The organism is Burkholderia sp. Nafp2/4-1b (assembly GCF_003635165.1).
GTDB lineage: Bacteria > Pseudomonadota > Gammaproteobacteria > Burkholderiales > Burkholderiaceae > Burkholderia.
The window spans coordinates 149213-173176 of record NZ_ML058616.1 but is presented as its reverse complement, the minus strand read 5'-3'; the positions used below and the strand labels follow the sequence as shown (position 1 = coordinate 173176).

At 67.9% G+C, this 23964-nt stretch carries 20 protein-coding genes; 4 read left to right on the top strand and 16 right to left on the bottom strand.

The annotated features are described in order from the left end of the window. Positions 1–33 precede the first annotated feature (33 nt). Positions 34–1701 carry a Na+/H+ antiporter gene (locus tag C7H84_RS23985; protein WP_121861097.1) on the bottom strand — a complete coding sequence of 556 codons (1668 nt, stop codon included), beginning with the start codon at positions 1699–1701 and terminating at the stop codon, positions 34–36. A 292-nt stretch (positions 1702–1993) separates the two neighbouring features. Between C7H84_RS23985 and C7H84_RS23980 the strand changes: the two genes are divergently transcribed. Further along, the gene (locus C7H84_RS23980) at positions 1994–3280 is read left to right on the top strand and encodes an EAL domain-containing protein (protein WP_121861096.1); all 1287 of its coding nucleotides are present in this window, start codon (positions 1994–1996) and stop codon (positions 3278–3280) included. A gap of 77 nt (positions 3281–3357) precedes the next feature. Next, positions 3358–4083 (top strand): copper homeostasis protein CutC, encoded by a 726-nt coding sequence (locus tag C7H84_RS23975; RefSeq protein WP_121861095.1) that lies wholly within the window; start codon positions 3358–3360, stop codon positions 4081–4083. Between the two features lie 123 nt (positions 4084–4206). On the opposite strand, the gene bioB is transcribed toward C7H84_RS23975, so the two are convergent. From bioB to aceK, 9 genes are all read right to left on the bottom strand, one after another. Next, complete coding sequence (gene bioB, locus C7H84_RS23970) at positions 4207–5226, bottom strand: biotin synthase BioB (protein WP_121861094.1); 1020 nt, start codon at positions 5224–5226, stop codon at positions 4207–4209. A gap of 36 nt (positions 5227–5262) precedes the next feature. Next, positions 5263–5982, bottom strand: coding sequence for a dethiobiotin synthase (gene bioD / locus C7H84_RS23965; RefSeq protein WP_121861093.1), 720 nt, complete (start codon positions 5980–5982; stop codon positions 5263–5265). 127 nt (positions 5983–6109) lie between these two features. Further along, complete coding sequence (gene bioF, locus C7H84_RS23960) at positions 6110–7321, bottom strand: 8-amino-7-oxononanoate synthase (protein WP_121861092.1); 1212 nt, start codon at positions 7319–7321, stop codon at positions 6110–6112. Further along, on the bottom strand, positions 7318–8664 hold the full coding sequence (gene bioA / locus C7H84_RS23955) for an adenosylmethionine--8-amino-7-oxononanoate transaminase (protein WP_121861091.1): 1347 nt from the start codon (positions 8662–8664) through the stop codon (positions 7318–7320). The genes bioF and bioA overlap by 4 nt, the downstream gene beginning before the upstream one ends. A 435-nt stretch (positions 8665–9099) precedes the next feature. Then, entirely contained in the window at positions 9100–10374 is a 1275-nt protein-coding gene (locus C7H84_RS23945) for a CocE/NonD family hydrolase (protein ID WP_121861089.1), read from the bottom strand. A 107-nt stretch (positions 10375–10481) separates the two neighbouring features. Further along, positions 10482–10919 carry a YchJ family protein gene (locus tag C7H84_RS23940; RefSeq protein ID WP_121861088.1) on the bottom strand — a complete coding sequence of 146 codons (438 nt, stop codon included), beginning with the start codon at positions 10917–10919 and terminating at the stop codon, positions 10482–10484. Between the two features lie 39 nt (positions 10920–10958). After that, positions 10959–11636: an SDR family oxidoreductase gene (locus C7H84_RS23935; protein ID WP_121861087.1), complete on the bottom strand. Its 678-nt coding sequence runs from the start codon at positions 11634–11636 to the stop codon at positions 10959–10961. A gap of 218 nt (positions 11637–11854) precedes the next feature. Continuing rightward, a complete protein-coding gene (gene can, locus C7H84_RS23930; RefSeq protein WP_121861086.1) occupies positions 11855–12622 on the bottom strand; it encodes a carbonate dehydratase in 768 nt (255 codons plus the stop codon). A gap of 74 nt (positions 12623–12696) precedes the next feature. Next, entirely contained in the window at positions 12697–14517 is a 1821-nt protein-coding gene (gene aceK, locus C7H84_RS23925; RefSeq protein WP_121861085.1) for a bifunctional isocitrate dehydrogenase kinase/phosphatase, read from the bottom strand. Positions 14518–14866: 349 nt separating this feature from the next. Between aceK and C7H84_RS23915 the strand changes: the two genes are divergently transcribed. Further along, complete coding sequence (locus C7H84_RS23915; protein ID WP_121861084.1) at positions 14867–15982, top strand: MBL fold metallo-hydrolase; 1116 nt, start codon at positions 14867–14869, stop codon at positions 15980–15982. A 106-nt stretch (positions 15983–16088) separates the two neighbouring features. Here the strand turns inward: C7H84_RS23915 and C7H84_RS23910 are convergent, their stop codons facing one another. From C7H84_RS23910 to argS, 5 genes are all read right to left on the bottom strand, one after another. After that, positions 16089–17684 carry an ABC transporter substrate-binding protein gene (locus C7H84_RS23910; protein ID WP_121861083.1) on the bottom strand — a complete coding sequence of 532 codons (1596 nt, stop codon included), beginning with the start codon at positions 17682–17684 and terminating at the stop codon, positions 16089–16091. A 520-nt stretch (positions 17685–18204) separates the two neighbouring features. Continuing rightward, a complete protein-coding gene (locus tag C7H84_RS23905) occupies positions 18205–18978 on the bottom strand; it encodes an SDR family oxidoreductase (protein WP_121861082.1) in 774 nt (257 codons plus the stop codon). Positions 18979–18997: 19 nt separating this feature from the next. After that, the gene (locus C7H84_RS23900; protein WP_121861081.1) at positions 18998–19639 is read right to left on the bottom strand and encodes a thiol:disulfide interchange protein DsbA/DsbL; all 642 of its coding nucleotides are present in this window, start codon (positions 19637–19639) and stop codon (positions 18998–19000) included. Between the two features lie 69 nt (positions 19640–19708). Beyond that, positions 19709–20623: an SPOR domain-containing protein gene (locus C7H84_RS23895; protein ID WP_121861080.1), complete on the bottom strand. Its 915-nt coding sequence runs from the start codon at positions 20621–20623 to the stop codon at positions 19709–19711. Positions 20624–20741: 118 nt separating this feature from the next. Continuing rightward, entirely contained in the window at positions 20742–22523 is a 1782-nt protein-coding gene (gene argS / locus C7H84_RS23890) for an arginine--tRNA ligase (RefSeq protein ID WP_121861079.1), read from the bottom strand. A gap of 201 nt (positions 22524–22724) precedes the next feature. On the opposite strand from argS, the gene C7H84_RS23885 reads away from it, so the two are divergent. After that, a complete protein-coding gene (locus tag C7H84_RS23885) occupies positions 22725–23048 on the top strand; it encodes a DUF1840 domain-containing protein (protein ID WP_044846191.1) in 324 nt (107 codons plus the stop codon). A gap of 284 nt (positions 23049–23332) precedes the next feature. On the opposite strand, the gene C7H84_RS23880 is transcribed toward C7H84_RS23885, so the two are convergent. Continuing rightward, on the bottom strand, positions 23333–23920 hold the full coding sequence (locus C7H84_RS23880) for a hypothetical protein (RefSeq protein WP_121861078.1): 588 nt from the start codon (positions 23918–23920) through the stop codon (positions 23333–23335). Positions 23921–23964: the final 44 nt, after the last annotated feature.

Below are 23964 nucleotides of genomic sequence, written 5' to 3'. Positions count from 1 at the left end.
CGCGGCCGGGTCGCCGGGACGCGTGCACGGTGCTCAGACGATCCCTTTCTTGCGGGTCGACAGCGCCGTTTCCGACAGGTCGATCTCGCGGATCAGCTTGGTCAGCGTCTCGTCGGAAATCCGGCTTTCGCTGCGCAGCCGGTACAGCACCGAACGCTCCGCGCGCACCGCCGCGATCCGCATCTGCAATTCCATCGTCTCGGTCTGCTTCGCTTCGGCGCGCGGCGTCGGGCCGTCCTCGGCGAGCGCGGCGAGGCGGCGGCGATACTGGTCCATCACGCGCGCGGAGATGTCCGCGCAGCGCGCGGCGCCCGATTCGTCGAGATCGGCGGAGATGGCGTCGTGCGACGAATCGATCGCGCGGATCGCGGCCTGCGCGGCGGCGGCGCGCGCGGTGCGCTCCTCGTCGGCGAGCGGGTTGCGCGTCGAGCGCACGCCGCGCAGCAGCAGCGGCAGGCCGATCACCGCGACGATCAGCGAACCGAGAATCACGGCCGACGCGACGAAGATCGCGGTGTCGCGCCCAGGCAGCGGCGCGCCGTCGGCCAGCGCGACGGGGATCGACAGCACGCCGGCGAGCGTGACCGCGCCGCGCACGCCGCCGACCGTCATCACCGCGATCGTGCGCACGCCGGCCATCGTGCCCGCGAGGCCGTGCCGCGCGGCGCGGCGGCTCGCGATCCAGCGCAGCAGCCAGACCCACAGGAAGCGGATCGCATACAGCGCGAGCATCATCGCGCACACGTTGAAGATCATCCGGCCGACGAGCGCGTCGCTCGTGTGATGCGCGTCGACGAGCGCGCGGCCGATGATGTGCGGCAGCTGCAGCCCGAGCATGATGAACACCATGCCGTTGAACACGAACTCGATCATCGCCCACGTGCTTTCCGCGCGCACCCGCGCTGCGACGGTGCTTTTGCGGGAGAAGCTCGTGTAATTCATCATCATCCCGGCCGACACGGCGGCGAGCACGCCGGACAGGTCGAGGTGCTCGGCGAACAGATACGCGGCGAACGGCACGAGCAGCGTCATCACGATGCCGGGAGCCGGGTCGCCTTCCTGCTCGGCATTCAGGAGGCGCGTCGACACCGCGCTGAACAGCCACGCGACGATCGCGCCGGTCGCGAGCCCGCCGGCCGCGACGATCACGAAGGTGACCGACGCTTCGCGCAGCGAGAACATGCCGGTGAGCGCGGCCGCGATCGCGAACTTCAGCGCGACGAGGCCCGACGCGTCGTTCATCAGCGCCTCGCCTTCGAGGATGTGCATCAGTTGCGGCGGGATCCGGCCCTTGCCCGCGATGCCCGACAGCGCGACCGCGTCGGTCGGCGACAGCACGGCGGCGAGCGCGAACGCGATCGGCAGCGGCAACTCGGGTATCAGCCAATGCGCGAAGTAGCCGACCGCGAGTACCGTCATGAACACGAGCCCGAACGCGAGCATCAGGATCGCGCGGCGCTGCAGGTACAGCTCGCGTTTCGGAATCCGCCAGCCGTCCGCGAACAGCAGCGGCGGAATGAACAGCAGCATGAAGATTTCGGGATCGAACGTGACGTGCAGGTTGAGCTTCGGCCACGCGAGCATCGCGCCGAACACGATCTGCATCAGCGGCAGCGGAAGCCGCAACGGCAGCACGCGCGTGATCGCGCCTGACAGCGCGACGGTGAGCAGCAGGATCAGGACTGTGAAAACGATTTCCATCGATACGGCAGGTGGGGAGAATGAAACGACTGTACGGAGTGTAGCGTGACGACGTGACGGGTGCGCTCGCGTGCCGCGGTGCGCGTGCACGCAAACGGTGCATCCGATCTGCGTCAGACTGGTGCGGCGGCACGGCACGCGAGCGCGGCGCACGGGTTCAGCGCTTGCACGGAGCTTGCTTGATGCTTGCGTACCGTCCGGCATGGCCCGGACAACCGAGGATTTCCACAATGATATTGCGCATGCCGTTCCGTTCACCCGCCGCGTCAGGCGGCCTCGCCAGGAGGGCGTCATGACGATCGCGCAGCAGGAGCGTCCGGCCGCGGCGTCGCCGTACCGTTTCGAGCGGGAGATGAGCTCCGGCCTCGAACGCCTGGCGACCCAGCATCACGACCTGACGCTCACGACCGTGTTCCAGCCGATCTTCAGCCTGTCGCACCAGCGGGCCGTGGGCTACGAGGCGCTGCTGCGCGCGCATGACGCGCTCGACCGCGCGGTGTCGCCGCTCGACGTATTCGGTGCGGCCGCGCGCCACGGCGAGCTGTTGCAGCTCGACCGGCTCGCGCAGGCGCTGCATCTCGAGAACTTCATGCTGCTCGGCGCCGAGCGCGAGTGGCTGTTCCTCAACGTGCATCCGGGCGTGCTCACCGACCCGTTCCAGGCCGCCGCGCTGCTCGCGAACCTGAAACGGCTCCAGATGCCGCCGCGTCGCATCGTGCTCGAAGTGCTCGAACAGCGCGCGGAAGACGTCGAGCGGCTCGCCGAGGCCGTGCGCGAATTCCGCGCGCAGGGCTTCCTGATCGCGCTCGACGATTTCGGCGCCGGGCACTCGAACCTCGAGCGGATCTGGCAGCTGAACCCGGACATCGTGAAGCTCGACCGGATCATGCTGTCGCACGCGGCACATCGCACCGGGCTCACCGCGATCCTGCACGGGCTCGTCACGCTGCTGCACGAGGCCGGCAAGCTCGTGCTCGTCGAAGGGATCGAGACCGAGCACGACGCGCAGATCGCGCTGGCATGCGAGGCCGATTTCGTGCAGGGCTATTACTTCGGCCGCCCGGCGCCCGGGCTGCCCGACAGCGTGACGGCGACCGGCTGCATCGGCGAGCTGACCGAGCGCTATCGTCAGCAAACCGAAGCGCGCGAGCGGCGCGACGCGCAGCGGCTCGCGCCGTACCTGCGCGCGTTCGAGCGGGCGGCCGAGCGGCTCGCGGCCGGCGAGCCGCTCGACGAGGTGTGCTGGAACTACCTCGCGCTCGACGCCGCCGCGCGCTGCTTCCTGCTCGATGCGCGCGGCCGTCAGGCGGGCCGCAACGTCGTGCTGCGCGCGGACCGCGCGCTTGCCGAGGCGCGCTTCTCGCCGCTGGCGGATGCGCAGGGCGCGAACTGGCTGCGGCGGCCGTATTTCCGCACGGCGATCGCCGAGCCCGGCCGCGTGCAGGTGACGCGCCCGTACCTGTCGATCAACGAGGCGCAGCCGTGCGTGACGCTGTCGATCGCCGTGCGGATCGGCGATGCCCAGCACGTGCTGTGCGGCGATATCGACTGGATCGACGAGGAAGCGGACGGCGCATAGCGCCGGCCGGCACGCTGGCGCGGTTCACGCCGCTCGGCTAGGATGCGCGAATTGTCCAGACGAATCGCGAGCCGCCGATGAACCGAACCGCCGCTTCCTCCGTCCTCCTCGAAGTGATCGCCACGACCGTCGGCGACGCGAAGGCCGCCGCCCGCGCGGGCGCCGACCGGCTCGAACTCGTGACCGCGATCGCCGAAGGCGGCCTCACGCCGAGCGTCGGCCTGATCGAGGCCGTCGTGGCGGCCGTACCGATTCCGGTGAACGTGATCGTTCGCCCGCACAGCCGCTCCTTCGTCTATGACACCGACGACCTGCGCGTGATCGAGCGCGACGTGCGCGCAGCCGTCGCGGCCGGTGCGAACGGCGTCGTGTTCGGCGCGCTCGATGCGCACGGTGACGTCGATCTCGACGCGCTCGCGCGCATCGCGGCCGCCGCGGACGGGCGCGACCTGACGTTCCACCGCGCGTTCGACGTGTCGCGCGATCTCAACGCCGCATTCGACGCGCTGCTGCGCGTGCCGGCCGTCACGTCGGTGCTGACGTCGGGCGGCCATCCGTCGGTGCTCGATGCCGTCGCGACGATCACGCGACTGGTGCGGCAGGCGGCCGGCTCGACCTGCACGGTGCTGGCCGGCTCGGGGCTCACGGTCGACGCGGTCGGCGATTTCGTTCGCGCGACCGGCGTGCGCGCGGTGCATTTCGGCTCGGGCGTGCGGGTGCGCGGCGAGGTGCTGGCACCCGTCGACGGGCAGCAGATCGAACGCGTGCGCGCGGCGCTCGACGGGGCGGCGGCGCACGTGTGATGCGCATGCCGGCGCCGCGCGCCGGCGAGCAGGCGCGCGGATGATCGGATGAGCGGACGAAAAAAAGCCGGGGCATGCCCCGGCTTTGTCGTTTGCGCCCGATGCGCGCCGCGCGGTGGCCGCTTACGCGTTCTCCGCGAGCGCGTCGGCCTGGCTCGCACGAATCCCGAGGCGCTCGAACAGCGCACGGTCGCGCTGCGTTTGCGGGTTGCTCGTCGTCAGCAACTGGTCGCCGTAGAACATCGAGTTCGCGCCCGCGAGGAAGCACATGGCCTGCATCGCGTCGTCGAGCTGCTCGCGGCCGGCCGACAGGCGCACGACCGCCTTCGGCATCGTGATGCGCGCGACCGCGATCGTGCGCACGAACTCGAACGGGTCGAGCGGCGCGGTGCCTTCGAGCGGCGTGCCTTCGATTGCGACGAGGTTGTTGATCGGCACCGATTCCGGATACGGGTTCAGGTTCGCGAGCTGCGAGATCAGGCCCGCGCGTTCACGGCGCGATTCGCCCATCCCGATGATGCCGCCGCAACACACGTTGATGCCCGCATCGCGCACGCGGTCGAGCGTGTCGAGACGATCCTGGTACGTGCGCGTCGAGATCACCTGGCCGTAGAACTCCGGCGACGTGTCGAGGTTGTGGTTGTAGTAGTCGAGGCCGGCGTTCGCGAGCTGCTGCGCCTGCTCGTCCTCGAGCATGCCGAGCGTCATGCAGGTTTCGAGGCCCAGTTCCTTCACGCCGCGCACCATCTCGGTCAGCGCCGGCATGTGGCGCTCCTTCGGGTTGCGCCACGCGGCGCCCATGCAGAAGCGGCTCGCGCCGTTCGCCTTCGCCGCGCGTGCGGCTTCGAGCACCGTGTCGACGTCCATCAGCTTCTCGGCCTTCAGGCCCGTGTCGTGGTGCGACGACTGCGAGCAGTAGCCGCAATCTTCCTCGCAACCGCCCGTCTTGATCGACAGCAGCGTCGACAGCTGCACCGCGTTCGCGTCGAAGTGCTCGCGATGCACCTGCTGCGCGCGGAACATCAGGTCGTTGAACGGCAGCTCGAACAGCGCGACGACGTCGGCGACGCGCCAGCGCTGCGACGTCGGGGCGGCCACGGGGATCGCGGCGGGTTGCACGGCGGCGCTCTGGGCTTGGGTCATGGTGGTTTTCCTGTCGTGAATACGGGGATCGGGGCGTCAATGCTGCGCGTGGCGCAGCGTATCGACGAGCGCGGCGATGTCGAGCATCGCCGCGGCGGATTCGGGGGCGGCCGGCGCCAGGTGCGCGATGCGGCCAAGGAGCGGCGCGCGATGCTCGCGCGCGAGCCAGTCGCGGATCGTCGCGACGTTCTCGTCGGCGTAGGACATGGCCGGGTCGACGTGGTTCGCGACCCAGCCGGCGAGCGTGAGGCCGCGCGCGGCAATCGCGTCGGCCGTCAGCAGCGCGTGGCTGATGCAGCCGAGCCGCACGCCGACGACGAGCACGACGGGCAGGCCGAGCGCGACCGCGAGATCGGCCGTGTCCTGCGTGTCGTTGAGCGGCACGCGGAAGCCGCCGACGCCTTCGACGACCACCACGTCCGCGCGCGTCAGCGCTTCGCGGTGGCTCGCGACGATCGTGTCGAGGTCGAGCGTCACGCCTTCCTGCGCGGCGACGATATGCGGTGCGGCCGGCGCCTTCAGCAGGAACGGCGTGCGCAGTTCGGGCGGCAGCACGACGTTCGCGGCCGCGTCGAGCTGGTCGGCGTCTTCGTTGCGCCAGACGCCGTCGCGTTCATACGCACCGGCGGCGACGGGCTTCAGCGCGGCCGCGCGCAGCCCGTGCCGCGCGAAGCCGTGCAGCATCGCGGCCGACACGAAGGTCTTGCCGATTTCCGTGTCGGTGCCGGTGACGAAGACGGAGAGCGGTGCGGTCATGCTGCCTCCTGCCGGTCTGTGCCAAACGGGGCAACCGCCCCTTCGGCGGGCAGCGGACGTGTCGATCCGGAGTAGCGCTTCAGCGCGTATTCCGGTCTCATGCAAAGCCAGTGAGCGAGCGGGCGATTCATCGTGCTTCCTTGCTGGCTTCGAGTAATGCGATTTCGAGCCGCGCGAGATCGTCGAACGAATGCGCGGCCGACAGCGAGATGCGCAGCCGCGACGTGCCGGCCGGCACCGTCGGCGGCCGGATCGCGGGCACCCACAGGCCGTGCGCGTCGAGCGAGCGCATCGCCGCGAGCGTCGCGTCGTTGCTGCCGATCACGAGCGGCTGCACGGCCGTGTGCGAATCGACCGGCTGCCAGCGCGTCGCGCGCAGCAGCGCACGCGTGCGCTCGATCAGCGCGGCGAGGTGCGCGCGTCGCGCATCGCCCTCGTCGCCGCCGATCACCTTCAGGCTCGCCGATACCGCATGCGCGACGGCCGGCGGCGCGGCCGTCGTGAAGATGTAGCTGCGCGCGCGCTGGATCATCCATTCGATCACGGTCTCGTGCGCGATGACGAACGCGCCCGCGACGCCGGCCGCCTTGCCGAGCGTGCCGACGTACACCAGGTTCGGCGAGCGCAGCGCGGCCGCCGCGAGCGCGCCGCGGCCGTGCGGGCCGAGCACGCCGAAGCCGTGCGCGTCGTCGACGACGAGCCATGCGCCGTGGCGTTCGGCCAGCGCGACGAGTTCCGCGAGCGGCGCGATGTCGCCGTCCATGCTGAACACCGTGTCGCTGACGATCAGCTTCGTTTCTGCCTCCGACGCATCGAGCAGCGCGGCGAGCGTGGCCATGTCCGCATGCGGATAGACCTGCACGTTCGCACGCGACAGCCGGATCCCGTCGATCAGCGATGCGTGGTTCAGCGCGTCCGAGAAGATCGTCGCGTGCTTGCCCGTCAGCGCCGTCATCGCGGCGAGGTTCGCCATGTAGCCAGTGCTGAAGTACAGCGCGCGCGGCGCGTCGGAGAAGCCGCCCGCGAAGCCGGCGAGTTCGTCCTCGAGCGCCGCGTGCGCGCGCGAGTGGCCGCCGAGCAGATGCGAGCCGCCGCTGCCGGAGCCGTAGCGCTGCGCGCCTTCGGCGAACGCGGCGACGAGTGCCGGATGCGCGGCGAGGCCGAGATAGTCGTTGCTCGCGAAGCCGACGATGTCGCGGCCGTCGACGCGCATGTGCGCGTCGCACGCGGTGTCGGCCGTGCGCCGCACGCGGCGCAGGCCCTGCGCATCGAGTTCGGCGAGGCCGCGCTGCAGCGTGTCGAGCAGCGGCGAGGTGGATGCCGGTGAAGCGTGTTTCATCGTGCGACCTCCGCGAGCGTCGCGTCGAGCGTGTCGCGGGTGCGCTGCGCGAGCCACGCGATGTCGTCGTCGCTCATCACGTACGGCGGCATCAGGTACACGGTCGTGCCGATCGGGCGCAGCAGCAGTTCGCGCTCGAGCGCGCGCTCGAAGAAGCGCCGCGAGAAGCCGCGTGCCGCGTCGCCGTCGAGCGCGACGTCGAACGCGAACAGCGTGCCGAGCTCGCGCAGGTGCCGCACGTGCGGGTGCGCGTCGAGCGGCGCGAGCGCGGCGCGCAGCGTGGCCGACTTGCGCGCATTGGCGGCGAGCACGTCGTCGCGCTCGAACAGGTCGAGCGTCGCGACCGCCGCACGGCACGCGAGCGGGTTGCCGGTGTACGAATGCGAATGCAGGAAGCCGCGCGTGGTGTCGTCGTCGTAGAACGCCGCGAACACGTCGTCGCGCGTGAGCACCAGCGACAGCGGCAGGTAGCCGCCGCTGATGCCCTTCGACAGGCACATGAAATCCGGCCACACGCCGGCCTGCTCGCACGCGAAGAAAGTGCCGGTGCGTCCGCAGCCGACCGCGATCTCGTCGGCGATCAGGTGCACGCCGAACTCGTCGCACAGCGTGCGCAGCCCGCGCACGTACGACGGATCGTGCATCGCCATGCCGGCCGCGCATTGCACGAGCGGCTCGACGATCAGCGCGGCGATCCGGTCGGCGCGTTCGGCGAACAGGCGCCGCACGTCGTCGAGCGCGCGGCCTGCCACGTCGGCTGCCGTCTCGCCCGGCAGCGCGCCGCGCGCGTCGGGCGACGCGACCACGTGCGCGTGGCGGATCAGCGGATCGTAAGCATCCTTGAACAGCGCGACGTCCGTCACGCCGAGCGCGCCGATGGTCTCGCCGTGATAGCTGTTCGCGACGCACACGAATTCGCGCTTGTCCGTGCGGCCGCGATTGCGCCACGCGTGGAAGCTCATCTTCAGCGCGATCTCGACGGCGGACGCGCCGTCCGACGCGAAGAACGCGTGGCCGAGCGTGCGGCCGGTGAGCACGTGCAGCCGCTCCGCGAGCTCGATCGCCGGCTCGTGCGTGCAGCCGGCGAGCATCGCGTGTTCGAGCGTGTCGAGCTGGTCCTTCAGCGCCGCGTTGATGTCCGGATTCGCATGGCCGAACAGGTTCACCCACCACGAGCTGATCGCGTCGAAGTAGCGGCGGCCGTCGCGGTCGTACAGCCATACGCCGGCGCCGCGCGCGACGGGAACGAGCGGCAGGCGCTCATGGTGCTTCATCTGGGTGCAGGGATGCCAGACCGCGCGCAGGCTGCGCGCGACCCAGTCGTCGGTGGCTGGCGTACTCAAGGCAACTCCGGGGGGTAAAACGGCGGCGGGCATCGCATGCGATGCCGCGCGGCGACAGACGGAAAACGCGCTGAGATTAGCGTGTTCCGCCGCTCGTTGCACTACCGGTTACAAACGCCGCAAAGCCTTGCCGGGCGGGAGTTCGGCGCAGATCGGAGCGGCTCGGGACGGTACGCGCCGGATGTCCGGAAATGACCGCAGATGACGACGTTCGAGTGAGACCACCCGATAGAAAAAAATCGCGGGTGCGCAGGTGTGCGAGCGGCGAAAAATCGGGGCGGGAAGCAAAAAGGGGGCGCAAAGCCGAACGCCGCTCGTGCGGGGGCGCGCACGCGAACACCGCCGCGGGCCGCGAGCGTTCAGGAAACGGAAAGAGGGGAAGGGAATCCGGGAGGCGCTCGACCTTGACCTCGACCGAGCGGCGCCACCCGCGCGTCAGCGCGAAGCCAGTGCGCGCGTATCGGCGTCGTGCGGGGTGGCGTCGCCGTTGTCGGCCGTTTGCGTCGCGCCCGCGTTCCACACGACGCGATCGTTGACCGCATACAACCGGCATGCGCCGGCACCCTGTTTCGAGCAATTATCGAGCGCGAGCGCCATCGGATCGTCGCCGCCTTCGGCCCACGACCACGCGCCTTCCGCCGACACCGCGAACGCGCGGCTCGGATGCTGGCTCAGGAAGCGGCGATAGCCTTCGCGGCCGGCCTCGTCGAGGAACGGCACCGCGTCGACCGAGTCGATCGACGCGTAGCCGGTCGCATTCGGTTCATGCGGATTGGCGACTGCATAGCGCACCGAGGTCGGCAGGTTCAGTTCCGCGAGGAACGCATGCACGGCCGGCCACCACAGGGGCACGCCGTCGCGATCGACGATCAGCCGGTGCGCGTCGTCCTTGTAGCGGCCGAAATCGATGAACTGCGCCTGCGTGCCGTGCGACACGTACGCGCCGTGCATCTGCGCGACGAGCGCGGGCGTCCACACCGAATCGTTGTCGCCATAGAGCCACAGCGAGCGCACGGCCGTATGCGCGCCGTACTGGTCGAACGCGTCGACCAGATTGCGCTGCCAGCCGTCGCAGAGATCCTGGCGCAGCCCGCCGGAGAAGTTGATGATGCCGCGCACGCCCGGCGCCGCTTCGGTGCCGTACGCGACCGATACGAGGCCGCCGTGCGACGTGCCGGCGACGACGATGCGCGACGCGTCGATGTACGACTGACGCGACATGTAGCGGACCGTCGCGTCGACGTCGGCCGCTTGCGTGAGGCCGTTCTTGCCGACGTTGCAGCCTTCCTGCTGGTAAGTGCCGCCCGACCCGGCGAAGCCCTGGCGATTCGGCGCGATCACCGCATAGCCGCGGCGCACGAATTCGCGCGCGAACGCGAGCGGCCGGCTGCGCGGCTGCTGATGGAGATCGCCGGTGTTCTTGCCGTGGTTGAAGACGACGAGCGGGAACGGGCCGGGGCCGTTCGGCTTGAACAGCGTGGCCTCGAGCATCACGGCGCCCGAAGCATCGGCCGGAATGCTGATGATTTGTTCGTTGAGGTTCGCGGCGACCTGCGGGAGGCCCGAGTCGCCGTAATCGAAGCGCTCGGCATGCGCGAGCGATCCGCTGGCCGTGGCCGCAGCGGCATTCGCGTTCGGCAGCGTACCGGCCTGAGCGGCCGACAGCGCACAGGCCGCCATCCATCCCACCAATACCTTGCTGAACGCCATTCGTAAGCCCTGCCATGCAACTTGACCAATCTGACGGCCATCCTAGCCCGACAAATTAAGGTTGTGCAATGCGGGAATTACCCGGCGTCTGACACAGCAACTATTTGTCAGCGTTCACTTACCTCGCCGTCGACATAGCGCCAGAAACCGTGCTCGTCGCGCGTGAAGCGACTCGTCTCGTGGAGCCGGTAAGCGCGTCCGCCGACCTTGTAGCGGGCCACGAATTCGACCTCCGCGTGCCGTTCGTCGAGCGGCGCATGCCGCTTGATCGCGAGACCGAGCCAGCGCGGTGCGTCGGGCGCATTCAGGTCCGCATCGAGATCGGCCGGGCAGGTGCGCGCGTAGCAGGTCGCGCGCAGGTAGTCGGTCGCGCCGAGGACGTACGCGCTGTACCGCGAGCGCATCAATTCGAGTGCGGTGGGGGCGGCTTCGCCGCCATCGATGAAGCGGCCGCAGCAGGCAGCATAACGCGGGGCCGGGGCTTTGCCGGCAGGAGCGGGGGACGCGCCGCCGCACGGGCACGCGTCAGGTCGGTTCAAAGTCATGCGAATCGTGAATTAACGACGCGGAGTTGTGATGCCGGCTTACCAGCTGAGCTCGACGCCGTCGTACTGGAGGAAACGGCCGTTGGCCTGCGAGATGTCCGCGCCGGCTTCGGCGATCACGCGGCGCATGCCGGTCACGCTGGTTTCCGGATCGATCGCCGCCTGCGCGCCGCCCATTTCGGTGCGCACCCAGCCCGGATGGAGCGCGATGCACGCGGCGTGGCGGGTCTGCAGCGACGCGATGCGCAGCACGTCGTTCAGCGCGGCCTTGCTCGCGCGGTACAGCCAGCCGGTCGTGCCAGTGGCTTCGGCGATGCTGCCCATCCGGCTCGACACGACGGCCAGCACGCCGCGCGCGTCTTCGACGAGCGGCAGCAGGATCGGTAGCAACTGCATCGGCCCGCGCACGTTCGTATGCATCACCGCGTCGAAATCATCGGCGCCGATCGTCTCGACCCCTTCGGTGCGCGGCCCGTATACGCCCGACACGACCACGGCCGCGTCGAGCCGCTCGCCGTCGAGCTTCCAGCCGAGCGCCGCGATCTGTTCCGGCTGCGTGATGTCGAGCGCATGCGCGTGCGCGCCCAGCTCGCGCAGCGCGCCGAGCGCGGCGTCGTCGCGCGCGGTCGCGATCACGTTCCAGCCGTCGCGCCGGTATTGCCTGACGAATTCGCGTCCGAGGCCGCGCGATGCGCCGACGATCAGTACGGTTTTCATGTTCGCCGCTCCTTTGCATTGCACCGCCGTCGCGGCAGTGCCGGTGTCAGATCAGTTCGATGCCGGCGCGGCCGGGGTGGGGCGCGAGTAGCCGGCGCATCCGTCGGGCGATGGGATGCCGGCGGCCCGATTTGTCACCATGATGCGCGATTAGCCCAAATTTCGTGCGACGCGACGCGTGCTCGCCGCACCCGCGCCCGCGCGGCTGTGCGTGCCGCTTACTTCGCGTCGTCGCACGGCTTCAGCGTATCGGCCACCGCCTGCGCGACGCCGTCGAGCTGCGCGGCGTCCGCCGCGACCATGTCGTTGTCGGGCGCGTGCTGGCCGCGTGCGGTCAGCGCCGCGACGCAGCGCTTGTAGGTTGCGTCGAGCGCGTCGAAGCTCGACACCGACATCCCGAGATTGCGCATGCGCCCGTCGTGCACGCCGTACACGAGCCCGTGCACGGTGAGCGACTGGCCGCGCGCCCATGCGTCGTTGACGATCGTCGTGCGGCACACGTTGACCACTTGCTCGATCGAGTTCAGCTCGATCAGGCGGCGATAGCGCGCCTCGCCGACCGGCCATTCGTCGAGCAGCGCCGCGTGGCGTTCGCGCACGTCCTGCACGTGGTGCAGCCAGTTGTCGGCGAGGCCGACGCGGCGGTTGTGCAGCGCCGCGTTCACGCCCGAGCAGCCGTAGTGGCCGACGACCATGATGTGCTTCACGCGCAGGATGTCGACCGCGAACTGAATCACCGACAGGCAGTTCAGGTCGCTGTGCACGACGACGTTCGCGATATTGCGGTGCACGAACACTTCACCCGGCGGCAGCCCGATGATCTGGTTCGCCGGCACGCGCGAGTCCGAGCAGCCGATCCACAGATATTCCGGCGCCTGCTGGTCGGCGAGACGCGTGAAGAATTCCGGATCGTCTGCGAGCTGGCGCTTGACCCAGGCTTCGTTGTTGTCGAACAGGTGAGAAAGCGGATTGTCTTGGGAAGTCATCGGTATGGATTCCGTTGGCGGAAATCGATCGATTGCGGTTTCGATTCAGTTTGAGTTGATTTGTTTCGGCGCGCTCAGGCGGCGCGCTGCGCATTGTCCGAGCGGTCGCCGACGTCCGTCGTCGCGTCGAAGCGCGCGGGGTAGCGCACGCTGAAACGCAGCGACGCGTCGTACGGGTAAAAATCGGGCAACTCGCCCTGCAGCAGCTTGTCCTTGCTCGCCTGCCACAGCGCGGGTTCGAAAAAGTCCGCGTGATGCTGCATGAAGACCTTCCGCACGCGCGGGTCGCCGAGCAGGAACGGTCCGTAGGTTTCCGGGAAGATGTCGTGCGGGCCGACGGTATACCACGGTTCGCCGGACATTTCGTCTTCCTCGTTGCGCGGCGGCGGCACGCGCCGCACGTTGCAGTCGGTCAGGTATTCGATCTCGTCGTAGTCGTAGAACACGACGCGGCCGTGGCGCGTGACGCCGAAGTTCTTGTACAGCATGTCGCCCGGGAAGATGTTGGCCTTCATCAATTCCTTCACCGCGTTGCCGTACTCCTTCACGCCGTGCTCGACTTCCGCATCGGTGCCGTTCTGCAGGTACAGGTTGAGCGGCGTCATCCGGCGCTCGATGTACAGGTGCTTGATCACGAGGTTGCCGTCCTCGTATTCGAGCAGCGACGGCACTTCCTTCTCCAGCTCGCGCACGAGCGCGTGGTCGAGCCGCGAGATCGGCAGCGCGACGCTCGAATATTCCAGCGTGTCCGCCATCCGCCCGAGCCGGTCGTGGCGCTTCACGAGCTGGTACTTCTCCATGATCTGCGCGCGCGTCGTTTCCTTCGGCGGCGGGAAGCGATCCTTGATGATCTTGAACACGTACGGGAACGACGGCAGCGTGAACACCAGCATCACGAGGCCCTTGATCCCGGGCGCGATGATGAAGCGGTCGCTCGAATGCGACAGATGGTGCAGCAGGTCGCGGTAGAACAGGTTCTTGCCCTGCTTCTGCAGGCCGACCGACGTGTAGATCTCGGCCTTCGGCTTGCCCGGCATGATCGTGCAGAGGAACTCCACGTACGCGGACGGCACGCCCATGTCGACGAGAAAATACGAGTGCGAGAAGCTGAAGATGATCTGCAGCAGGTCGCGGCGCAGCAGCACGGTGTCGAGCGCGAGCACGCCCGGGCGCACATGGCGGATCGGCACCGAGAACGGCAGCACGCGATCGGCGTTGATGATGCGGCCGACGATGTACGCGCTCTTGTTGCGGAAGAACAGCGACGACAGCACGTGGATCTGGAAATTCGGCGCGGCGTCGAACTGGCCGAATTCATCGGTGATCGCCTGCATCACGCAGCCGATGTCGCGCGTGAGATCCTCGAACGGGGGCTCGAGCTGGAAGTTCGTGACGATGCGCTCGAGCGTGGCGGCGAGCCCGTCGGTGCCCGGGTAGTACGCGCGATAGGTCGGCTTTGCGGCCGGCTCGTCGTTCTCGAGGTATTCGGTCGAGATCGCGGGCCGCACGAAGATGAAATCGTTGTTGAAATACGAGCGGTGCAGGATCGTGCAGCACACCGAATTGAAGAACGTTTCCGCGCACTCGGGCTGGCGGTGCGACGTGAGCAGGCCGATGTAGTGCAGCTTGATCTGCTGCCAGACTTCGTCGTCGATATCTTCCGCGTCGTATTCGTCCTGCAGCACCTCGATGCATTCCTTCACGCGCTCGTCGTACGACGTGATCCGTTCGCGCGCGAGCCGCTGCAGCCCGTGCCAGTCGCCGCGCTCGAACAGCGTCTTCGCATCGACCGCCGCTTCCCGGAAGATCCGGTAATGGCGGTCGAAGTATTCGAGCATCGTCTGCGCGACGTCGAAACCGATCTGCGACGACAGCAGTTTGGGGAAGTGATTCATTGCGTGCAGGCTCGTTCGAGAGGGGCTGTAAGCACTCGCCATTTTAGCGCCCAAGTCGGCGTTTCAATGACTTTCGGGGGCCGGCGCCGAGCGTCGTCAATCGGCAGGATATTCGCCGTTGACCGCCGTTCGGTGCATCTTCGCGTAAAGATACGGGTACGGACCGGATTCTGACACGAACTTTTTTTGACCGGCCGCAGCCCCGCCGGACACGCGTTTCGTGCGACGGCGATAGAATCGACGCGATGCCCGCCGCGGCCTGCCGCCTGCGCGCCTGCTGCCGCGCTTGCCCGCGCTTGCCCGCGCATTCGGATCCGCATTTGCCAGATAACGACGAGACACCCCACCGATGAACGCACTGGAACACCAACTCGACTATCCCTTCGCCGACACGCTGCCCGCCGCGGGCGACACGTTCGAGGTCGCGCCCGGCGTGCGCTGGCTGCGCATGCCGCTGCCGTTTTCGCTCGACCACATCAACCTGTGGCTGCTGCGCGACGAGATCGACGGGCAGGCCGGCTGGACGGTCGTCGATTGCGGAATCTCGTCGGACGCGATTCGTACGCACTGGGAAGCGATCTTCGACCAGCACCTCGACGGGCTGCCGGTGCTGCGCGTGCTCGTCACGCACTGCCACCCCGATCACTTCGGCCTCGCGAACTGGATCTGCGAAGGCGGCGACCATGGCCGCTGGAACGCGCGGCTGTGGATGACGCTCGGCGAGTACATGTTCGGCTGCCTGATGGCCGCCGGCAACGGCTCGAATGCCGGCGGCGCGGCCGCGGCCGATCACTTCGCACGCCACGGGCTGACCGATCCGGTCGCGCTCGACAAGCTGCGCAACCGCCGCAGCTACTACTCGGATCTCGTGCCGGCCGTGCCGCCGCGTTATCGGCGCCTGCGCGAAGGCGACGCGGTGACGATCGGCGCGCGCACGTGGCGCGTGGTAACCGGCTACGGCCATTCACCTGAACATTGTGCGCTCCACAGCGAAGCGGACGGCGTGCTGATCTCCGGCGACATGGTGCTGCCGCGCATCTCGACCAACGTGTCCGTGTTCGACCTCGAGCCGGAAGCGAACCCGCTCGCGCTGTACCTCGAATCGCTCGGCCGCTACGAGACGATGGCGCCCGACACGCTCGTGCTGCCGTCGCACGGCAAGCCGTTCCGCGGCGTGCGCACGCGCATCGCGCAACTGCGCGCGCACCACGACGCGCGGCTCGACGAAGTGCGCGTTGCGTGCGCGGAGAAGCCGGCGAGTGCGGCCGACATCGTGCCGATCATGTTCCGCCGCCGCGAACTCGACATCCACCAGATGACGTTCGCGCTCGGCGAGGCGCTTGCGCACCTGAACCTGCTGTGGCTCGCGGGCGAGCTCGTGCGCGAGCAGGGCGACGACGGCGTGATTCGCTTCCGCGCCGCGCGTATCGCGCAAGGAGCGCAACGAGCGCACCAAGCACACTGAACGCACGCCATCACGCTTACGCGACGGGTTCGTAGCGCCACCCGTCGCGCTGCCATTGCATCGTGTGCGTCGGCGCGAGCGCCGTCGCTTTGCGGGCCACGCACGGTTACTGCACGGCGACCGTCGTGAAGTTCTGCCGTCCGAACGGACTCACGTGATAGCCGCTCACGGTCGAGCGCGTGAGCGCGGCTGCCGTCGGGTAGCCGAGCGGAATCCACAGCGCCTGATCGTGGATGATCTTCTGCGCCGATTCGTACAGCTTCGCGCGCTTGCCCTGATCGGCGGTCGCCTTGCCGTCGGCGATCTGCTTGTCGAGCTGCGCGTCGCAGAAGCGCGCGAAATTGATGCCCGACTTCACCGCGTTGCAGCTGAACAGCGGCGACAGATAGTTGTCCGGATCGCCGTTGTCGCCGGCCCAGCCCATGAACAGCATGTCATGCTGGCCGAGCTTCGCCTGCTTGATCAGCTCGCCCCATTCGATCACCTTCACCTCGGCCTTCACGCCGATCTTCGCGAGATCGGCCTGCAGCAGCTCCGCGCCGGCCTTCGGGTTCGGGTTCAGCACGCTGCCGGTCGGGCGCGTCCAGATCGTCGTCGAGAAGCCGTTCGGGAAGCCGGCCGACGCGAGCAACTGCTTCGCCTTCGCGGGATCGTATGCATACGGTGCGATGTCCTTCGCGTAGCTCCACGTGTTCGGCGGATACGGGTTGTTCGCGGCCGTCGCCGTGTTGTCGAACACCACCTTCAGGTAGGTCGCGCGGTCGAACGCGAGATTCAGCGCCTCGCGCACCTTCTCGTTGTCGAGCGGCTTCTTCTGCGTGTTCAGCGCGACGAACGCGGTCATGAACGCAGGCGTCTGCACGACCTTCAGCGCGCCTTCGCCTTTCGCGGCGAGCACGTCCTGCGGCTTCGGCGACAGCGCGATCTGGCATTCGCCGGCCTTCACCTTCTGCATGCGCACCGACGGGTCGGGCGTGATCGCATAGATCAGCCGGTCGACCTTCGGCTTCGTGCCCCAGTAGGTCGGGTTCGCGTCGTAGCGGATCAGCGCGTCCTTCGTGTAGCTCTTCAGCACGAACGGGCCGGTGCCGATCGGCTTCGCGTTCAGGTCGGTCTGCTTGCCGGCCTTCAGCAGCTGGTCCGCGTATTCGGCCGAGTAGATCGACGCGAAGCCCATCGTCAGGATCGGCACGAACGTCGCGTTCGGCTCGTTCAGCACGAACTTCACCGTGTTGTCGTCGACCTTGTCGACCGACTTCACGAGCTTCACGAGGCCCATCGACTGCGCGTGCGGGAAGCCGCTCGCGCCGGCCACCTTGTGCCACGGGTTCGCATCGTCGAGCATCCGCGAGAACGTGAACGCGACGTCGTCCGCGTTCAGCGGGCGGCCGGGCTTGAAGTAGTCGGTGGTCTGGAACGCGACGTTCGGGCGCAGGTGGAACGTGTACGTGAGGCCGTCGGCGCTGGCTTCCCACTTGTCGGCGAGCGCGGGCACGACCTTCTTCGCGGCTTCGTCGTACGACACGAGCGTGTTGAAGATCACGTCGGCCGATGCGTTGGTCGTGACGAGCGAGTTGTACTGCACGACGTCGAAGCCGTCGGGGCTCGATTCCGTGCAGACGGTGAGCGGCTTGGCGACGACCAGGCCCGGAGCGGCGAGGGCGGCCGCGAGCGCGGCCGCGGCGAACAGCTTGACGTGCATAGGTTCTCCCACGTGACTTGTGATTTTTGCTGGATGTCGGAATGCGGGCGCGGCGCGGTCGAGGACCGGCCGGCGCGGCTGGCGAATAGCATACCGTCAAAGCGCGTGGCGCGCGGAAAAAGGCGCCGGAACGCGGGGAATTGAGCGACAAACGGCTGCGTTCGCGACGGAATGCGTGTTGGGGCGGCGGTGCGGGTGGGTCAGGCGAGGGCGCGAGATGGCGGGCCGATCGCGATGCGGTGAGCAAATGCGTGGCGCGTGGGCGACCTGGGCGACGGGACGATCACGCCAGCGATGCGCGACACTGGATGCGGCAGGAAGACGGGAACGCCGGGACTCGAGAACTCGGGAACTCGGGAACGCAGGAACGCAGGAACGCAGGAACGCAGGAACGCAGAAACGCAGAAACGCAGAAACGCAGAAACGCAGAAACTCAGAGATTCGCGCCGCTCCGCGCGATCCGACCGCGGCGATCAAGCCGCGTCCCGGCGCCCGCCGCACGCCGGGATCCGCGACGCACTCAGTGCGTGCCGGCCTTCGGCTTGCGCGGCGCCTTCTCGAACAGGCGGTCGTACAGCCAGCGCGGCAGCACGTGCAGCACCTTCGCGACGACGCCCATCTGCCACGGAATCACACGGAACGCATGCTGCCGCGCGATCGCGTGCGCGGCGCGGGCCGCGAAGCGGTCGGCGTCCATCAGGAACGGCATCCGGTACGGGTTGTGCGCGGTCATCGGCGTGCGGATATAGCCGGGCGCGATCGTCACGACACCGACGCCGGCCGGGCGCAGCTCGACGCGCAGCGCTTCGAGATACTTGATCGCGGCCGACTTCGACGCGCTGTACGCGCCGGAGCCGGGCAGCCCGCGCACGCCGGCCACGCTCGCGACGCCCACCAGCGTGCCGTGGCGCGCGGCCGTCATCGGGCCGACGAACGGCTCGAACGTCGCGACCATCCCGTAGTAGTTGATGTCCATCACGTCGCGGAACGCGGCGAGATCGCCCTGGCCCGTGACGGCGCCCTGGCTGATGCCCGCGTTCGCGATCACGACGTCGGGGCAGCCGTGCGCGGCGATGAACGACGCGGCGGCGGTGGCCAGCGCATCGGCGTCGCGCACGTCGGCGGAATAGACGGAGACGGACAGCTTCGGGAAGCGCCGCGCGAACGCATCGAGGGCATCGGTGCGGCGCGCGACGAGCGCGAGCGTGGCGCCCTGGCGCGCGTATTCCTCGGCCATCGCGAGGCCGAGGCCGCTCGACGCGCCGGTGATGAAGACCTTCAGCGGAGTAGTCATGCCGGCGCGCGGGCGGGGATCAGAGCTTCTTGTCCTGAACCTGCTTCACGAGGTAGTCGAGCGCCTGAGCGGTGCCCGGGATGCTGTTCGTGTAAGCCGGACCCGTCTTGTACTTGCCCTGGACGACGACCGTCGGCACGCCGTCGATCGCGTAGCTCTTCAGCAGCTCGGCCGACTGCTTGACCTGGCCCTGCACGCTGAACGAGTTGTATGCGTCCATGAACTGCTTCTTGTCGACGCCTTGCGTCGCCAGGAAGTCGGCCTGCGCCTGCGGCGTCAGCAGGTAGTTCTTCTGCTTGTGGATCGCGTTGAAGATCGCCGGCGTAACCTTCTCGGAAATACCGAGCGCGGACACCGCATAGAACAGCTTCGAGTGGGGGATGAAATCGTCACGGAATGCGACCGGCACGCGCTTGAAGTCGATGTTGTTGCCCTGCTTCTTCACCCAGGCCTCGATCGTCGGCTCGAATTCGTAGCAGTGCGGGCAGCCGTACCAGAAGAATTCGATGACTTCGACCTTGCCGGCCGGCGCGGACACCGGCTGCGGCGACTTCATCACCTCGAAGTCCTTGCCGGACACCGGGGCGGCGGGCGACGCCTGGGCGAAGCCGGCGGCGGCCAGGCCCAGGGACAGAAGGAGCGTGCTAAGCAGTTTTTTCATGTTGTGGACGTCGAATCAGTTGCTCGGGTTACGAAACGTAACGGGTTCTGCGTGGGCGCGGCCGGTTGCTTACTGCTTCGTGAAGCGGATCACCGCCGTGTCGACACCTGCATCGGACAGGCGCTGACGGGCCGAGTTCATATCCTCGAATTTCGAGAACGGGCCGACGCGCACGCGGAAGTACGTGACGCCGCTGACATCGCGCTTCGACACCTTCGACTCGAAACCCTGGAAGCCCAGCCGCGCGCGCTGCTGCTCCGCGTCGCCTTCCGTCTTGTACGCGCCGACCTGCAGGAAGTAGCCGGTGTTCGCGTCGTTCGCGGTCGGCGGCTTCGCGGCTGCGGCGGGGGCTGCGGACGACGTCGGCTTCGGCGTATTGTTCGCGACCTGCTGTTGCTGCTGCTTCTGCGCGGCAGCCTGCTGCGCCTGCTTCTGCGCGGCGAAGCGCCCGAGGTCGTCCTCGCCGCCTTGCTGCTGTTGTTGCTGTTGCTGCGCCTGCTGCGTCTTCTTCGGCGGCGGCGTGTCGGCCGGCTTCGGCGCGACGGCGACACCGTTGCCCGACGACCCGTTGTTCGATGCGGTGGTGTTGCTCGAGCCCGTGTTGCCGTTGTTGCCGTTGGTGCCGTTCGTGTTGCCCGACGGCGGCACCTCGACGATCTGCGGCTCGGGCAGCAGGCCGCCCTGGGTCTGGTTCGCGGCCTGGCCCGGCGCGGTGTTGGGCGGCGCCGACTGCGCGGCCTGCGGCACCGGCTGGCCGGGCGTCTTGCCCTGCAGCGCGCGGTTCGGGTCGAACTGCTGCGGCTGGCTCGCGCCGGTGTCGGCCGGCGGCGGCGCGACCTTCGACACGAACGGCGACGGCGAACGCGTGATGTAGAGCGCCACCACCACCGCGATCGCGAGGCCGACGATCAGGCCCAGCACGATTCCAAGAAATGTCCCTCCGGCTTGTTTCGATTGCTTCGAAGTTCGGCGTGGTTGTGCCATTGCTTGAGTCACCTGCAAAAAGAATCGTGAAAAGGCTGCGGCAGGCATCCGGTGGCAGGCGATCCTGCGGCGGGCGCTGCCGCGGCCATTCGCTGCCCGGTTCGGGCCGCTTGCATCGTTACATCTTGGCGGGGGCCGACACGCCGAGCACCGCCAGGCCGTTCTCGAGCACCTGCCGGGTCGCGGCGAGCAGCGCGGCGCGCGCATTGCGCGGCGCTTCGTCGTCGACCAGCACGCGCTCCGCATTGTAGAACGAGTGGAATTCACCAGCGAGATCGCGCAGGTAGAACGCAACCGCGTGCGGCGCCAGTTCGTTCGCGGCGTGCGTGAGCATGTCCGGATACTCGGCGAGCTTCTGCATCAGCGATACGGCCTGCGGGCTCGTGAGCTGCGACAGGTCGGCGCCCGGCAGCTGCGCGGCCTCGACGTTGTAGCGCGACTTCAGTTCGTTGAGCACCGAGCAGATCCGCGCATGCGCGTACTGGACGTAATAGACCGGGTTCTCGTCGTTCTGTTTCAGCGCGAGATCGATGTCGAACACGAATTCGGTGTCGGCCTTGCGGGAAATCAGGAAGAAGCGGACCGCGTCGCGGCCGCGCGTGATGGTCGCCTCGTCGATCAGGTCGGGGGCCACTTCCTGGCCCGGCGCCGCGCCGCCCGACCATTCGATCAGGTCGCGCACGGTCACGTAGCTGCCCGCACGCTTCGACAGCTTCACTTCCTGGCCGTCGCGCATCACGGTGACCATCTTGTGCAGTACGTAGTCGGGATAGCCCTTCGGGATGCCGACGTGCAGGCCCTGCAGGCCGGCGCGCACGCGCGCGATCGTGCCGTGGTGGTCGGAACCCTGGATGTTGATGACCTTCGTGAAGCCGCGCTCCCATTTCGTCACGTGGTACGCGACGTCCGGCACGAAGTACGTGTACGTGCCGTCCGACTTGCGCATCACGCGATCCTTGTCGTCGCCTTCGTCGGTCGTGCGCAGCCACAGCGCGCCGTCCTGCTCGTAGGTCATGCCGGCCTTGATCAGCGCGTCGACCGTCTTCTCGACCCGGCCTTCGCTGTACAGCGACGACTCGAGGTAGTACTGGTCGAATTTCACGCCGAATGCCTGCAGGTCCATATCCTGCTCGTGGCGCAGGTAGGCAACCGCGAACTTGCGGATCGCGTCGAGATCGTCGATGTCGCCCGCGCCCGTGACCGGCTCGCCGTCCTTCGCCGCGACCGTCTCGCGGTTCAGGTAGTCGCGCGCGATGTCGGCGATGTATTCGCCGTTGTACGCGGCTTCCGGCCAGCCCGCGTCGCCCGGCTTCAGGCCGCGCGCGCGCGCCTGCGTCGAGATCGCGAGGTTGCCGATCTGCACGCCGGCGTCGTTGTAGTAGAACTCGCGGTGCACGGCATAGCCCTGGCTCTCGATCACGTTCGCGAGCACGTCGCCGAGCGCCGCCTGGCGGCCGTGGCCGACGTGCAGCGGGCCGGTCGGGTTGGCCGACACGAATTCGATCAGCACCTGCTTGCCCTTTTCGCGATCCGACGTGCCGAACGCGCGGCCCTGGGCGAACACGGCGGCGATCACCGCCTGCTTCGCGGCGGCGCTCAGGCGCAGGTTGATGAAGCCGGGGCCGGCGATTTCGGCTGCGTCGACGAGCCCTTGCGCGGCCGGCTGGGCCGTGAGCGCGGCGACGATCTTTTCGGCGAGCTGGCGCGGGTTGGTGCCGAGCGGCTTGGCGAGCTGCATCGCGACGTTGCACGCGACGTCGCCGTGCGCGGCGACCTTCGGGCGCTCCAGCGTGATGGCCGGGGCGACGAACGCCGCGTCGGCGCCTTTCAGCGCGTGTGCGACCTGCGTGACGCTATCCGCGAGCAGGGCTTCGAGGGTCTGTTTGTGAGCTGGCAGCATGCTGGTAGAAGGCTTCGTTGGTGGCGGCCGGAAACGCGGGCCGGCCGGCGCGCTTTTTAAGCGCGCGTTTCAGGGATCGCAGAATTTTAACAGGTGCTAATATGCCGCTCAGGCGCGCCGCGTTCGCAAGGCCGGACGCTGGTCTGCCGGCGTCCCCCCAACCGCGTCGCGCAGGCACAACAAGATGAAAAGGGAATTGTCATGATTACGTTCAAGAGCAAGGCGGCACAGGATCTCGACGTGCTGAAGGATTTCGCCGTATACGTGCTGGGCCTCGTCGGCAAGCAGTTGGGCGAACGCGGTGTCATCACGCACGATGAACTGGACCACGCAATCGCGAAGCTGGAAGGCGCGGTCGCGCAGGCGAAGCAGGAGCGCGCCGAGCACGCCGGCCATTTCCACGAGGACGAAGACGACCACGCGCACCACGAAGTGCCGCCGAGCCTGGCGCAGCGTGTGGCGCCGTTCCTCACGATGCTGCGCGAAGCGAAGGCCGGCCAGGCCGACGTGCACTGGGGCTTCTGAGCGTCGTTGCCCGGCTGACGCGAATCGCAAGATTGGTCAGGCGAGAAAAGCCCGCTCGAAGCGGGCTTTTTCTTTTCATCTGACGAAAGTGGCGCCGGGCGGCTGCCCCGTCGCCTTGACCAAGATGGGAAATTCCTTATAATTCAATGCAAGACTATGTGAAAGCGGGTGCGAAAACATAGCGCCGCCCGAGCAATCGGGTCCCACCTGGAGTGGGTATTTCGTCGAACGACGGAAAGAGAGTCCCGCATGCGACGGCTGCCGAAAGGCGGCCGTTGGTTTTTCTACGCCCGGATCTTGCGGCCTTCCAGACTTGCGCGCAGCAACGTGCGCAACGCGACTTTCCGGGCTTCCCGCTGGCGCCGGTTTAGGCCGCCGTCCAACATGTAGGCCGACTGTACGCGCAGGATGAGCCGGCGTTTCCTGATCCGGTCCTTCGAAACCTCGAAGAACACGGCATACACGCGTTGCGTGCCGTCCGATGCGACAGCCTCCACCGTGACGAAATTGGGTTGCCGTTCATCCGCGACGACGATCCGGCGCGTCGCGAGCCCGACGATCACGCCGTGCAACAGCTCCCGTGACGCGCGATACCGGTCCGCGCAGAGCACGCGTGTCTCGCGGCCGTCGTCGTAGATCTCGTCGTCCGGAATGGTGTCGCGGGTGCGTCCGTCCCATTTGAAGCTGCGCGTAAAGCAGTGGCAGGAGAACAGAACCAGAACCGTCACGTCGAATCCGGTTTCCAGATCGCAGGTGAATGTCAACGGATGCAGATGGCTCAGATCCCAGCGCTCGCCGCGGTAGATCGTCGGCGGGAACGGGCTCGCGCTGTCCGCTGGCGTTTCGGTGATCCGGATCTCGAAGGTCGGCATGGCAGGAAGGATTTAGGGAGAACGGCGCGTCATGTCGCCCACGC